The organism is Spectribacter acetivorans, from assembly GCF_031846305.1.
GTDB lineage: Bacteria > Pseudomonadota > Gammaproteobacteria > Nevskiales > Salinisphaeraceae > Spectribacter > Spectribacter acetivorans.
Genome location: NZ_JAVRHY010000003.1, coordinates 117,998 through 130,615 on the forward strand (window position 1 = coordinate 117,998; position 12,618 = coordinate 130,615).

General features: G+C 67.3%; 12 protein-coding genes. 8 read left to right on the top strand and 4 right to left on the bottom strand.

Annotation, left to right across the window (positions count from 1 at the left end):
* Window positions 1-11: 11 nt before the first annotated feature.
* From RM531_RS04320 to ilvB, 4 genes are all read right to left on the bottom strand, one after another.
* Window positions 12-791: a DUF1295 domain-containing protein gene (locus RM531_RS04320; RefSeq protein ID WP_311657570.1), complete on the bottom strand. Its 780-nt coding sequence runs from the start codon at window positions 789-791 to the stop codon at window positions 12-14.
* Between the two features lie 46 nt (window positions 792-837).
* Entirely contained in the window at window positions 838-1,305 is a 468-nt protein-coding gene (locus tag RM531_RS04325; RefSeq protein ID WP_311657571.1) for an acyl-CoA thioesterase, read from the bottom strand.
* 62 nt (window positions 1,306-1,367) lie between these two features.
* Window positions 1,368-2,795 (bottom strand): pyruvate kinase, encoded by a 1,428-nt coding sequence (pyk, locus tag RM531_RS04330; protein WP_311657572.1) that lies wholly within the window; start codon window positions 2,793-2,795, stop codon window positions 1,368-1,370.
* Window positions 2,796-2,832: 37 nt separating this feature from the next.
* Window positions 2,833-4,671, bottom strand: a complete 1,839-nt coding sequence (gene ilvB, locus RM531_RS04335; protein ID WP_311657573.1) for a biosynthetic-type acetolactate synthase large subunit — start codon at window positions 4,669-4,671, stop codon at window positions 2,833-2,835.
* Between the two features lie 153 nt (window positions 4,672-4,824).
* Between ilvB and RM531_RS04340 the strand changes: the two genes are divergently transcribed.
* From RM531_RS04340 to rimI, 8 genes are all read left to right on the top strand, one after another.
* Complete coding sequence (locus tag RM531_RS04340; RefSeq protein WP_311657574.1) at window positions 4,825-6,207, top strand: WS/DGAT/MGAT family O-acyltransferase; 1,383 nt, start codon at window positions 4,825-4,827, stop codon at window positions 6,205-6,207.
* A gap of 77 nt (window positions 6,208-6,284) precedes the next feature.
* Entirely contained in the window at window positions 6,285-6,779 is a 495-nt protein-coding gene (ilvN, locus tag RM531_RS04345; protein WP_311657575.1) for an acetolactate synthase small subunit, read from the top strand.
* A gap of 8 nt (window positions 6,780-6,787) precedes the next feature.
* Window positions 6,788-7,804, top strand: coding sequence for a ketol-acid reductoisomerase (ilvC, locus tag RM531_RS04350; RefSeq protein ID WP_311657828.1), 1,017 nt, complete (start codon window positions 6,788-6,790; stop codon window positions 7,802-7,804).
* 51 nt (window positions 7,805-7,855) lie between these two features.
* Window positions 7,856-8,494, top strand: coding sequence for a phosphatidylserine decarboxylase (locus tag RM531_RS04355; protein WP_311657576.1), 639 nt, complete (start codon window positions 7,856-7,858; stop codon window positions 8,492-8,494).
* A gap of 40 nt (window positions 8,495-8,534) precedes the next feature.
* The gene (locus tag RM531_RS04360) at window positions 8,535-9,308 is read left to right on the top strand and encodes a CDP-alcohol phosphatidyltransferase family protein (protein ID WP_311657577.1); all 774 of its coding nucleotides are present in this window, start codon (window positions 8,535-8,537) and stop codon (window positions 9,306-9,308) included.
* Between the two features lie 280 nt (window positions 9,309-9,588).
* Window positions 9,589-11,319 (top strand): 2-isopropylmalate synthase, encoded by a 1,731-nt coding sequence (leuA, locus tag RM531_RS04365; RefSeq protein WP_311657578.1) that lies wholly within the window; start codon window positions 9,589-9,591, stop codon window positions 11,317-11,319.
* Window positions 11,320-11,402: 83 nt separating this feature from the next.
* The gene (locus tag RM531_RS04370; protein ID WP_311657579.1) at window positions 11,403-12,155 is read left to right on the top strand and encodes a uracil-DNA glycosylase; all 753 of its coding nucleotides are present in this window, start codon (window positions 11,403-11,405) and stop codon (window positions 12,153-12,155) included.
* Entirely contained in the window at window positions 12,152-12,616 is a 465-nt protein-coding gene (gene rimI / locus RM531_RS04375) for a ribosomal protein S18-alanine N-acetyltransferase (RefSeq protein ID WP_311657580.1), read from the top strand. The genes RM531_RS04370 and rimI overlap by 4 nt, the downstream gene beginning before the upstream one ends.
* Window positions 12,617-12,618 lie beyond the last annotated feature (2 nt).

The window sequence follows — 12,618 nt, forward strand, 5'->3', positions numbered from 1 at the left end:
CCTCGGGGCGGTCAGGCCTTGGGCGGCCAGGGGATGAAGGCACTGGTGGTGCGTACGTACTCATCGTAGCCGATGCGCTTGGCCTTGCCTTCGCGCGATTCCACGGTGGGAATGCCGGAAACCCGGAGCAGCAGCCAGGCCATGATCACCGGGCTGGCCAGGGTGGCCCACCAGTACGGCGCGCCGATCGCCAGGAATACATAGCTGACCCAGTGCAGCGACTCGAAGAAGTAATTCGGGTGACGTGAATAGCGCCAGAGGCCGGTCCGGCAGACATGGCCCCGGTTGGCCGGGTCGCGCTTGAAACGATGCAGCTGGTGATCGGCCAGCGCTTCGCCCACGACCGACACCAGCCAGATCACGCCGCCCAGCAGCAGCCAGCCGGCGCCCGGCATGTCCGGGCGGAAGGCCACCACCAGGAACGGCAGGGCCAGAATCCAGGCCGCCACGGCCTGGAACCAGAAGAACAGCAGCATGTAAAGCGGGGCGCGCGCGCCCCAGGACGCCCGCGCGGCGGCGTAGCGGGAATCCTCCGCCTGGCCCCGCATTCGCAGGGCCAGGTAGCCGCCCAGCCGGAGCCCCCATAGGCCGGCCATCAGCCCCAGCAGTACGCGCACTGCCAGCGGTGCGTCGCCGGCCGCGGCGAACAACACGCCCAGGCCGCCCATCAACCAGGACCATGCCACGTCCACCGGGCTGGCGTCCTCGGTCTTGAGCTGCACCAGCCAGACCAGGGTGAGCACGGCCAGCGACACGACCAGGCCAATCAGATAAACACAGAGTGGGCTCATGGATGACAGGTTTCGGTGGTGCGGTGACTGACGGCGTTAGAACGCGTCAGGCCCCGGATTCGGATGCACCGGCGTCCGGCGGTGGCGCTGTCAGGCGGGCCAGGGCGGCCCGTACCGAGTCGGGAATCGGTACCGCGCGGCGGTCGTGCCGGTCGACGAAAACGTGCACGAAGCGGCCCTCCGCGCATGCCTCGGTTTCGCCGACCCGGAAGATGCCCAGCTCGTAGGTCACCGCCCGGTTGCCCAGATGGGCCACCCGCAGGCCGGCCTCCAGGCGATCCGGAAAGGCCACCGGCGCGTGGTAGCGGCAACCGGACTCCACCACCAGCCCGATCACCGGCCCGTCGTGGATGTCCAGTCCGCCGGCCTCGATCAGGTAGCGGTTCACCACGGAATCGAAGTAGGCGTAGTAGGTCACGTTGTTCACGTGGCCGTACAGGTCGTTGTCGGCCCAGCGGGTATCCAGGGGGCAGACATGGGGGAAATCGGCGCGGGTGGCGGCAGTGTCGGGCATGGCAAGGATCGGTGGCGCAGGAATTCTAGAATCGGACCGGGCTGGCGGCCCGGCGAGGCGGTTCAGCGGGCGGAGACCTCCACGATCTTCATGGTGTTGGTGCCGCCGGGGCCGAGCATGTCGCCCTTGGTGACCAGCACCCGGTCGCCGGGCGCAATGTCGCCGCGGGCGACCATGAAATCCACCGCCTCCCGGATCAGGGTGGGGCCGGCCGGATCCGCCGGTTCGAAGGCCAGCGGATACACGCCCCGGCATACCGTCAGATAGCCACAGGTTTTCGCCGTCCGGGTGAGGGCGTAGATGGGAATGCCCACGTCCTGGCGCGACATCAGCATCGCGGTGTGGCCGGAATCGGTCAGGGCGATGATGGCGTCGGCGCGCATGTGGCGGGCGGTGTAAGTGGTAGCCATGGCGATGGCCTCGTCCGTGCGCCGGAAGTGGGTGGCCAGCCGGCGCTGGGAACGGGCAGAGAAATGACCGTTCTCGGCGCCCACGCAGATGCGGCCCATGGCGGCCACCGCATTGACCGCGTAGGCGCCCACCGCGGTTTCCGCGGACAGCATCACCGCGTCGGTGCCGTCGAGCACCGCGTTGGCCACGTCCAACACTTCCGCCCGCGTGGGTGTGGGCTGCTCGATCATGGATTCCATCATCTGGGTGGCGGTGATCACCGTGCGGTTCATTTCCCGCGACTGGGCGATGATGCGCTTCTGCACCGCCGGCAGCTCGGGGTCGCCGATTTCCACCGCCAGGTCGCCGCGGGCCACCATCACCACGTCGGAGGCCTCGATAATCGCCTCGAGGTCGGCCACCGCTTCCGCCCGTTCGATCTTGGCCACGATGCGGGCGTGGCCGCCGGCCGCCCGCAGGCGGGCCCGGGCCTCCTCGATATCCGCGGCCGAGCGCACGAACGACACCGCCAGGAAGTCCACCTTCATCTCCGCGGCCAGTTCGATATCGCGGTAATCCTGCTCGGTCAGCCCGGCCGCCGACAGGCCGCCGCCGCGCAGGTTCAGGCCCTTGCGCGAGGACAGGCGGCCGCTGTTTTCCACCCGCGTCTCGATACGCCCGCCGGACACCCCGGTGACCTCCAGCGTGATGGCGCCGTCGTCCAGCAGCAGCAGGTCACCGACGGTGACGTCGTCCACCAGCGGGCGATAGCCGAGGCCTACACCGGCGGCATCGCCGGCCTCCGGGTCCAGGTCCGCGTCCAGGGCGAAGGCCTGGCCGGCCTCCAGGTCCACCGCGCCTGCGGCAAAGGACTCGATGCGGATCTTGGGGCCCTGCAGATCACCCAGAATGCCCACCGAGGCGTCGAGGTCGGCAGCCGCCCGCCGCACCCGCTCGGCCCGGGCGCGGTGCTCGTCGCCACTGCCGTGGGAGAAGTTCAGCCGGACGACATTCGCGCCGGCACTGAGCAGGCGCGACAGGGCCGCTTCATCATCGGTCGCGGGCCCGAGGGTGGCGACGATCTTGGTGCGTCGAAGCATGCGCCGAGACTAGCACGCGGCGCGTGGCTCGCGGATGTCAGAATGCCTCGGAGGGGCCCACCTCGGCATCGCTGCTTTCGTAGCGATTGGGGATATGGTCGCCGGTGATCATCTCGCGGTAGCTCATGCCCGGGCCCACCATCGGGTAGACGCCGGCGTCCGGGTCGATGATGACTTCCAGAAACGCCGGGCCGCGGTACTCGATGAATGCCTTGATCACATCCGCGAGTTGCGACTTGTCATCCAGCCGTTGGGCGAACTCGAAGCCGTCGGCTTCCGCCGCCTTCACGAAGTCCTTCTTGTGCAGCGACTTGTCCGACGCCGACAGGCGGCCCTTGAAGAACAGCTTCTGCCACTGCTTGACCATGCCGTCGCCGAAGTTGTTCAGAACCACGATCTTCACCGGCAGGTCGTAGGTGGTCACCGTTTCCAGTTCGCCCAGGTTCATGCGGATCGAGGCATCGCCGTCGATGTCGATCACCAGCTTGTCGCGCTGGGCGAACTGGGCGCCCACCGCGGCGGGCAGACCGAAGCCCATGGTGCCCATCGACCCGGAGGTCAGCCACAGCCGCGGCTGGCGGAAGTCGAAGTACTGCGCCGCCCACATCTGGTGCTGGCCCACGCCGGTGCTGATGATCGCCTCGCCGCCGGTGAGCTTGTTGATTTCCTCGATCACGTGGTGGGGCTGGATGGCGTCCGACTCGCGGTCGTAATTCATCGCGTAGTGGGCCTTCAGGTCCGCGATATGGCGATGCCAGGGCGCGTAGTCGCCGGCAAAGCCGATTTCGCGGCCGTACTCCAGCAGCCGGCGCAGGCTTTCGGCCAGCACCCCGACGTGGTGCCAGTCCACGTTCTTGACCTTGTTGATCTCGGACGCGTCCACGTCAAAATGCGCGATGTGGCGCGCGTTGGGCGCGAACGCCTGCGGCACACCGGCCACCCGGTCGTCGAAACGCGAACCCATGGCGATCAGGAAGTCGCAGTCGTCCACCGCATAGTTGGCAAACGCGGTGCCGTGCATGCCCAGCATGTGCAGGGCCAGCGGGTCGGTGGTGTCGAACGCGCCGATGCCCATCAGCGTGGTGACCACCGGGATGCCGAAGGCCTGGGCCAGTTCGCGCATCTCCTGGGCGGCGTTGGCGTTGATCACCCCGCCGCCGGCATAGATCAGGGGCCGTTCGCTTTCGGCCAGCAGCCGGAAGAAGTCGGCGCACTCGGCGTCATCGATGCGGTTGGCCGCCAGGGCGTTCATGCGCTGGCGATAGCCGGGGATCGGCAGCACGCCTTCGCCGGCGAAGGCGCCTTCCCAGTTCTGCACGTCCTTGGGCACGTCGATGACCACCGGGCCGGGACGGCCGGAACCGGCGATCTCGAAGGCGGTGCGCACGGTGGCTTCCAGCCGTGCCGGGTCGGTGACCAGGAACACATGCTTGGCCGCGGCGCTCATGATGTTGGACACCGGCGCCTCCTGGAAGGCGTCCGTACCCACGGCGGCGCGGGCCACCTGGCCGCAGATGACCACGATGGGCACGGAATCGGCCATGCAGTCGCGCACCGGCGTCACGGTGTTGGTGGCGCCGGGGCCGGAGGTCACCAGGGCCACGCCCACCTTGCCGGAAGCCCGGGCGTAACCGGCCGCCATGAAGCCCGCGCCCTGCTCGTTGGCAGGCACGATCAGCGGCATGCGGTCGTGGTGCTCGGCGTTGAAGCGGAAGATGGCGTCATAGGTTGGCAGGATGGCGCCACCCGAGTAGCCGAATACCGTGTCCACGCCTTCGTCCGCCAGTACCTGCACCATCATCTCGGCGCCGGTCATGCGGGTGCCGGCCAGCGGATGGCTGGCGGGGTCGGGCAGGTTGTCTCGAACTTGGGCCATGGTATCGCCTGTCTGCGCTTCCAAACCCCACATTTTAGCCGATTGTCGGGCGTCAGCGTTAGAAGCCCGTCGGCGCCGCGGCGGGATTCGCAGCGGCCGGGGGCGTGCTAACGTCCCGTCCATGAGCGCCACCCCATTCATGCAGGCCCCAGCATGGCCGGGCTGAAACCGGTTAATCCGATCGATCAGGGGTTCCTGTGGCTGGAACGCCGCAATCAGCCCATGCATGTGGGCGGCCTGTTGCTGCTGCGCCCGCCCGCGGATGCCGGCGATGATTACATTCCCGCGCTGATCGAACGCACCCGCCGCGCGACCCGGGCCTATCCGCCGTTCAACCAGCGGCTGGTAAGGCGGCTCGGTGCCTGGTTCTGGACCGAGGACCGGGCCTTCGATGTGGAGGCCCACTTCCGGCCGCTGGCCCTGCCGCGCCCCGGACGTATTCGCGAGCTGCTCACCCTGGTCTCGCAACTGCACGCCAATCTGCTGGATCGGGCCAAGCCGTTGTGGGAGCTGTACCTGATCGACGGGGTGGAGGACGGCCGCATTGCCGTTTACGCCAAGATTCACCACGCCATGGTGGACGGGGTGGCCGCCATGCGGTTGCTGCAGCGGGCGATGACCACCGAGGCCGGCGAGGCCGAGTTGACCCCGCTGTGGGCCCTGCCGCCGCGCCGCCGGCAACGCAGCGGGCGCAACCCGGCCCTGCGGCTGGGGCAGGTGGCGGGCGCCCAGCTCGCGTCGCTGCCGCGAGTGTCGATGGAGCTGTCGCGAACGGTGCAGTCGGCCTGGCAGCGGGAGCCCGATTTCGTCTCAGCCTTCCAGGCCCCGCGCTGCATTCTCAATCAGCGGGTCTCGGCGTCGCGGCGTTTCGCGGCCCAGTCCTGGTCGCTGGACCGCATCCGGGCGGCGGGCCGGCAGCTCGGCGGCACCCTCAACGACGCGGTGCTGGCCATGTGCTCGGCCGCGCTGCGGCGCTATCTGCAGTCGCTGGACGCTTTGCCGGACAAGCCGTTGATCGCCATGGTGCCGATGTCGCTGCGGCAGGACGATTCCGAGGGCGGCAACCAGGTGGCGCTGTTTCTGGCCAACCTGGCCACCCACCTGGACGACCCGCGGGCCCGTTTCGACACCATCGCCCGCTCGGTGCGCCACAGCAAGGCGCGCTACGCCACCATGAGCCAGACCGAGATCATGAATTACGTGGCCACGGTGATGGCGGTGGGCGGGGTCAATCTTGCCACCGGCCTGGTGCCGGGCCGCCAGCCTTTCAACGTGGTCATTTCCAACGTCCCCGGCCCCAAGCAGCCGTTGTACTTCAACGGCGCCCGGCTGGAGGGCATGTATCCGGTTTCCATCGTGCTGGATGGCCAGGCACTCAATATCACGCTCAACAGCTATGACCACAAGCTGGAGTTCGGGCTGATCGCCTGCAGCCGGACGCTGCCGAGCATGCAGCGGCTGCTGGATGACCTGGAGCAGGGTTTGGCCGAGCTGGAGGCGCTGGCCGGATCGGCGGGTGCCGGCGGTCGCAGTTGATTTTCCCGGCACCTGGGATTACCGTGCGCGCTTGATTTTCGGGGGCCCGCGCGGTCGCGCGGCGTGACATGCGGCCAATGCGGCACATCATCTCCATGCTCATGCAGAACGAGGCGGGCGCGCTGGTGCGCGTGGCCGGCATGTTTTCGCAGCGTGGCTTCAACATCGAATCCCTGAATGTCGCCCCCACCGAGGACGACACCGTATCGCGTCTGACGCTGGTGACCACCGGGTCGGACGACGTGGTCGATCAGATCAACCGTCAGTTGCTCAAACTGGTGGACGTGATCGACGTGCTGGACATGACCGGCGGCGAGCATGTGGAAAGCGAGCTGGTGATGATGAAGGTGGCCGGCGACGATCGCCTGGCCGAACAGGCGCGCGCGGTAGGCGCCGAGGTGCTGGATGCGCGCGACGGGCTGGTCACCCTGCGATTCGTCGGCGGCGAATCCGCGGTGCGGGATCTGATTGATTCAATGAGTGGCGTCGGGACGCTGCGCGAGCTGGTGCGAAGTGGCGCCGTCGCCATCACGCCCGGCGATCTGGGACTTCGCTACGAGCAGGAGCAGTAATCGTGAGCATGCAGGTTTATTACGACAAGGACGCCGATCTGGCGCTCATCCAGTCCAAGAAAGTGGCCATCATCGGCTATGGCTCGCAGGGCCATGCCCACGCCAACAATCTGAAGGATTCCGGCGTAAGCGTTGTGGTGGGCCTGCGGGCCGGCTCGGGTTCCTGGCAGAAGGCCGAGAACGCCGGACTGGAAGTCGCCGAGATCGAAAGCGCAGTGGCCGCGGCCGATGTGGTGATGATCCTGGCGCCGGACGAACACCAGGTGTCGCTGTACCAGAACCAGATCGAGCCGAACCTGAAGGCAGGTGCGGCGATTGCCTTCGCCCACGGCTTCAACGTGCACTTCGAACTGATCGAGCCGCGCGCCGACACCGACGTGTTCATGGTCGCACCCAAGGGCCCCGGCCATCTGGTGCGTACCACCTATGAAGCCGGCGGCGGCGTGCCCAGTCTGATCGCCATCCATCAGGATGCCTCCGGTAACGCCAAGAACATTGCCCTGTCCTACGCCGTGGCCAACGGCGGCGGCCGCGCCGGCATCATCGAGACCACCTTCCGGGACGAAACCGAAACCGACCTGTTCGGCGAGCAGGCGGTGCTTTGCGGCGGTATCACGGCGCTGATCCAGGCCGGTTTCGAAACCCTGACCGAAGCCGGCTACGAGCCGGAGATGGCCTATTTCGAGTGCCTGCACGAGGTGAAGCTGATCGTGGACCTGATCTACGAGGGCGGCATCGCCAACATGCGCTACTCGATCTCGAACACGGCCGAGTACGGTGATTTCACCCGCGGGCCGCGTATCGTCACCGAGGAAACCAAGGCCGAGATGCGCCGTATCCTGGCCGAGGTACAGGCCGGCAAGTTCGCCCGCGAGTTCATAGGCGAGAATCAGGCCGGTTTCCCCACCCTGAAGGCCGGACGCCGGCTGTCGCGCGAGCATCCCATCGAGCAGGTGGGCGAGAAGCTGCGCGCGATGATGCCGTGGATCAGCAAGAGCAAGATCGTGGACAAGTCGCGCAACTGATCATCCCGGCGCGGCGTAGCCTCCACACCGTTCCCTGTTCCGGCGCAGTCCATGCGGCGCACCCTGATGCAGATTGCCCGCGAGGGCTGGCCCATTCTGGTGCTGGTGGCGCTCGTCACCTTCGCTGTCGGTCACTTCTGGCACTGGTTGGCCGCATTGCCGCTGGTGGTGGTGGTGCTGGTATTGCTGGCGTTCTTCCACGATCCGCGCCGGCGTATTCCCTCGGAGCCGCTGGCGGTGATCGCGCCGGTGGACGGGCGGGTGGTACACCGGCGCGAATGCTACGACCCGTTCCTTGACCGCGAGGCCATTCGCGTATCCCTGGATGCGTCCCTGCTGGGCGCGTATCTGCTGCGCGCCCCGGTCGAGGGCACGGTGCTGGAACTGCCGGCAGCCGGCGAGGGGGTGTTCGACGGCACCGTGTCCTGGCTGCGCACCGATGAGGGCGACGACATCGTGATTGCCGCCTCGGGCTGGATGTTCGGTGGCCGGCCGTGCCAGGTCCGCTACGGCGACCGCCTCGGACAGGGCCGGATCTGCGGCGCGCGGCGGCTGGCGGGACGCGTGGATATCTTCCTGCCGGCCCACTCCCGGGTGGAAGTGGCGGTGGGCGATCGCGTGCATGCCGGATCGGACAAACTGGCCACCCTGGTGCGCAAGGCTCCGGTCGATCTGCCATCGATGTCATGATGGCGGGGTTTGAACCATGTCCGGTTGGCGGACGGTGACCATGAACGAATCCGAAGACGCACAACAACGGCGACGGCGGCGGGGCATCTATCTGCTGCCCAATCTGTTCACCACCGGCACGCTGTTCGCCGGCTTCTACGCCATCATCGCGGCCGGGCAGGAGCGATTCAGCGTGGCTGCCATCGCCATCTTTGCGGCGATGGTCACCGACATGCTCGATGGCCGCGTGGCCCGGCTGACCCGCACCGAAAGCGACTTCGGCCTGCAGTACGACAGCCTGGCCGATCTGGTGGCGTTCGGTCTGGCCACCGCGCTGGTGGCCTATTCCTACAGTCTGGCCAGCCTGGCCGATGCCAGCTTCGTCGGTGGCAAGCTGGGCTGGCTGGCGGCGTTCTTCTACACCGCGGCGGCCGCCCTGCGGCTGGCCCGCTTCAACATCCAGCGCGGCGGGGCCAACGACCGCAAGGTGTTTCTCGGCCTGCCCAGCCCGGCGGCCGCCGGGTTGCTGGTGGGGGCGGTGTGGGTCTGCCATGACCTCGGCCTGGCGGGTACCACGATGGTGGTGCCGGTATTCCTGGTAACCGTGATCGCCGGGGCGCTGATGGTGAGCAATATCCGGTTCCACAGCTTCAAGGACGTCAAGCTCTCCGAGCGGGTGCCGTTCTTCCATGTGCTGGCGGTGGTGCTCGGCTTCGTGCTGATCAGCCTCGATCCGCCCCGGGTGCTGTTCCTCGGGTTCCTGGTGTATGCCGGGTCAGGGCCGCTGATGTCGGTGATGCGGTGGCGGCGTCGTCGTCGCACCCAGCAGGCCTGACCGGGGCCGGCTTGGCAGGGCTCCGATGCTTCGGTTATCCTGCTGGGCAGGTTTTTCGCATCCCGCAACATGGATTACCCCGCGCACAACGTGATCGATACAGTCGCCGGCAATGGCCGCGGCTGTGTGCGCGTGTTTTCCGCGCTCGTTGTCCTGACCCGGCGACTTCTGCCGTAAGGCAGATACTCCAGCACGGCCATGGCGGGGCCGATACCGCTACCGAGGCATACCGGGAAGACTGGCTGCCGGCATCAGCGGGCAGCGACATCGGAGCGTTCCAATGAGCGAGAATCAGACCAGCGAAACGGCCGTTCATCCGGCCACCAAGTACCGACCGTTCCCCGCGGTGGGGTTGTCCGACCGTACCTGGCCGGGGGTCAGCCTCGATCAGCCGCCGGTGTGGTGCAGCGTGGACCTGCGCGACGGCAATCAGGCGCTGATCGAACCCATGGGCATGGCGCGCAAGCTGCGCATGTTCCAGGGGCTGATCGACATCGGGTTCAAGGAAATCGAGATCGGTTTCCCCGCCGCGTCGCAGACGGATTACGATTTCTGCCGCAAGATCATCGAGGAAGGCCTGATTCCGGACGATGTCTCCGTACAGGTGCTGTGCCAGTGCCGCGATGAGCTGATCGAGCGCACCTTCGAGGCGCTGGTGGGCGCGCGGCGGGCCATCGTTCACATCTACAACTCCACCTCGTCCGCCCAGCGCCGCATCGTCTTCGGCATGGACCAGGACGGCATCATCGACATCGCCCGGCGCGGGGCGCGGCGGGTGAAGACGCTGGCGGCGGCCTATCCGGACACCGAGTGGGTGTTCCAGTATTCGCCGGAGAGCTTTACCGGCACCGAGCTGGATTTTGCCGCCCGCATCAGCAACGAAGTGCTGGCGGTATGGCAGCCGACGCCCGAGCACAAGGCCATCATCAACCTGCCGGCCACGGTGGAGATGGCCTCGCCCAACATCTATGCCGACCAGATCGAGTGGATGCATCGCCAGCTGACGCCGCGTGATTCGGTGATCCTGTCGCTGCATCCGCATAACGATCGCGGCTGCGCGGTGGCGGCGGCCGAACTGGGCCAGATGGCCGGGGCCGACCGGGTGGAAGGCACGCTGTTTGGCAACGGTGAACGTACCGGCAACGTGGATCTGGTCACCCTGGCGCTGAATCTGCATTCCCAGGGCGTGTCGCCGGGCCTGGATTTCACCCGCATCAACGACGTCGTGCGCATGGCGGAGTACTGCAATCAGCTGCCCGTGCATCCGCGACATCCGTATGCCGGGGAGCTGGTGTTCACCGCGTTCTCCGGATCGCATCAGGACGCCATCAACAAGGGCCTGAAGGACCGCAAGAATCATCCCGAGGGCGTGTGGGAAGTGCCCTACCTGCCCATCGACCCGCGGGATCTGGGGCGCACCTACGAGGCGGTGATCCGGGTCAACTCGCAGTCCGGCAAGGGCGGCGTGTCCTATCTGCTGGAAACCGAGTACGGCCTGAGCCTGCCCCGGCGCATGCAGATCGAGTTCGCCAAGATAGTACAGCGCGAGGCGGATGACACCGGCCGCGAACTGACCGCGGCGGAAATCCTGCGCCTGTTCGAACAGAGCTATCTGGAAACCGGCGGGCCGCTGGCGTTTCGCGACTACTGGGCTTCCTCGCGCGGTGACGCCGGGGATCGCCACACGGTTGAGGCCGTGATTACCAACGAGGGCGTGGAGCAGCGTCTCAAGGGCGCGGGCAATGGTCCGATCGCGGCCTTCATCGACGGTCTGAACCAGAGCCTGGGCCTGAATGTGGTGATCCACGATTACACCGAGCATGCGCGCGGCCACGGGGCCGAAGCCGACGCGGTGGCCTACGTCGAAGCCGGTATCGGCGATGGCAAGTCCACCTTCGGCTGCGCCATCGATGCGGACATCATTTCCGCCTCGCTGGAAGCCGCGGTATCGGCCATCAACCGCGCACTGGTGGATCACCAGCAGGTCGAGGGTCAGCGCCGCAGCGCCTGATTTCGGCGGATGAATCGAGTGTGAGGCCCGATCACCGGGCCTCACACTCGCACCACTTCCGGCTGGCGCGCTAAGCTTGCGCCATGGTCGCCGACGCTCGCCAAGCCCGCCTCGAGGAACTGGGCCTGACCCTCTGGGAACAGCGGGCCCGGTCCCATGCGCCGGCCAGCCTCGCGGAACCGCCACCCACCGCACCCGACACCGCAGCGCCGGCCGAACCCGTCGAAGTGCCGTCGGCGGCCGAGTCGACGCCGCCGGCGCGGGAAACGTTGTCGGACGTGGCCGCGATGGACTGGGACGAACTGGCCGCGTACCTGGCCGGGTGTGACCATCGCGGCGCGAGCCGTCCGGTGTTCGGGGTCGGCGCCCGCGATGCTGACCTCATGATCATCGGCGAGGCGCCCGGCGCCGAGGAGGATCGCCGCGGCGAGCCGTTCGTCGGGCGCGCCGGCAAGCTGCTGGACCGGATGCTTTTCGCCATCGGCCGCGATCGTGCGCGTAATACCTATATCGCCAACATCTGCAAGTTCCGGCCGCCCGATAACCGGGATCCGAAAGCCGAGGAAGTGGCGGCCGATCGTCCGGTTCTGGAACGCCAGATCGAGCTGCTCTCCCCGAAGCTGATCATGGCCGTGGGCCGGGTGGCCGCACAGACGCTGCTCGACACCCAGGCGCCGCTGGGCAGGCTGCGTGGCGAGGTGCACCGCTATCCCGGGCGCTCGATACCGTTGCTGGTGACCTACCATCCGGCCTATCTGCTGCGCTCGCCCCAGCAGAAGAGCCGCGCCTGGGAGGACCTGCGCGAGGCCATGCGGCTGCTGGATATCGCGTCATGAGCGCGGAGCTGCGCAGCGTCTGCGACATCCGGCCGCTGACCATCGCGGACCTGCCGGCGGTGCTGTCGATCGAGCGCGCCGCCTATGATTTCCCCTGGAGCGAGGGCATTTTCCGCGACTGCCTGCGGGTAGGCTATCGCGGCTTCGCGGCAACAGGCCCGGATGCTGAACTCAAGGGCTATGCGCTCCTGTCGGTCGCGGTGGGTGATGCGCATGTGCTCAATCTGTGCGTCAGCCCCCTTTGTCGCCGTCAGGGCGTGGCCACGCAGCTGCTGGAGCAGTTGGTCAGTCAGGCCCGCCGGCAGGGCGCGGACACGCTGCTGCTGGAAGTTCGCCCGTCCAATCGCGGGGCCGTGGCGCTGTACGATGCCAACGGTTTCAACGAAGTGGGCGTGCGCAGGCGCTATTATCCGGCCGCCCATGGTCGCGAGGATGCCCTGATTCTGGCCCGCGCGCTGTGATT

Excerpts from the sequence above, each read along its gene's own strand:
- RM531_RS04320 (WP_311657570.1), bottom strand. The coding sequence starts at position 791 with ATGAGCCCACTCTGTGTTTATCTGATTGGCCTGGTCGTGTCGCTGGCC.
- RM531_RS04325 (WP_311657571.1), bottom strand. The coding sequence starts at position 1,305 with ATGCCCGACACTGCCGCCACCCGCGCCGATTTCCCCCATGTCTGCCCC.
- pyk (WP_311657572.1), bottom strand. The coding sequence starts at position 2,795 with ATGCTTCGACGCACCAAGATCGTCGCCACCCTCGGGCCCGCGACCGAT.
- ilvB (WP_311657573.1), bottom strand. The coding sequence starts at position 4,671 with ATGGCCCAAGTTCGAGACAACCTGCCCGACCCCGCCAGCCATCCGCTG.
- RM531_RS04340 (WP_311657574.1), top strand. The coding sequence starts at position 4,825 with ATGGCCGGGCTGAAACCGGTTAATCCGATCGATCAGGGGTTCCTGTGG.
- ilvN (WP_311657575.1), top strand. The coding sequence starts at position 6,285 with ATGCGGCACATCATCTCCATGCTCATGCAGAACGAGGCGGGCGCGCTG.
- ilvC (WP_311657828.1), top strand. The coding sequence starts at position 6,788 with ATGCAGGTTTATTACGACAAGGACGCCGATCTGGCGCTCATCCAGTCC.
- RM531_RS04355 (WP_311657576.1), top strand. The coding sequence starts at position 7,856 with ATGCGGCGCACCCTGATGCAGATTGCCCGCGAGGGCTGGCCCATTCTG.
- RM531_RS04360 (WP_311657577.1), top strand. The coding sequence starts at position 8,535 with ATGAACGAATCCGAAGACGCACAACAACGGCGACGGCGGCGGGGCATC.
- leuA (WP_311657578.1), top strand. The coding sequence starts at position 9,589 with ATGAGCGAGAATCAGACCAGCGAAACGGCCGTTCATCCGGCCACCAAG.
- RM531_RS04370 (WP_311657579.1), top strand. The coding sequence starts at position 11,403 with ATGGTCGCCGACGCTCGCCAAGCCCGCCTCGAGGAACTGGGCCTGACC.
- rimI (WP_311657580.1), top strand. The coding sequence starts at position 12,152 with ATGAGCGCGGAGCTGCGCAGCGTCTGCGACATCCGGCCGCTGACCATC.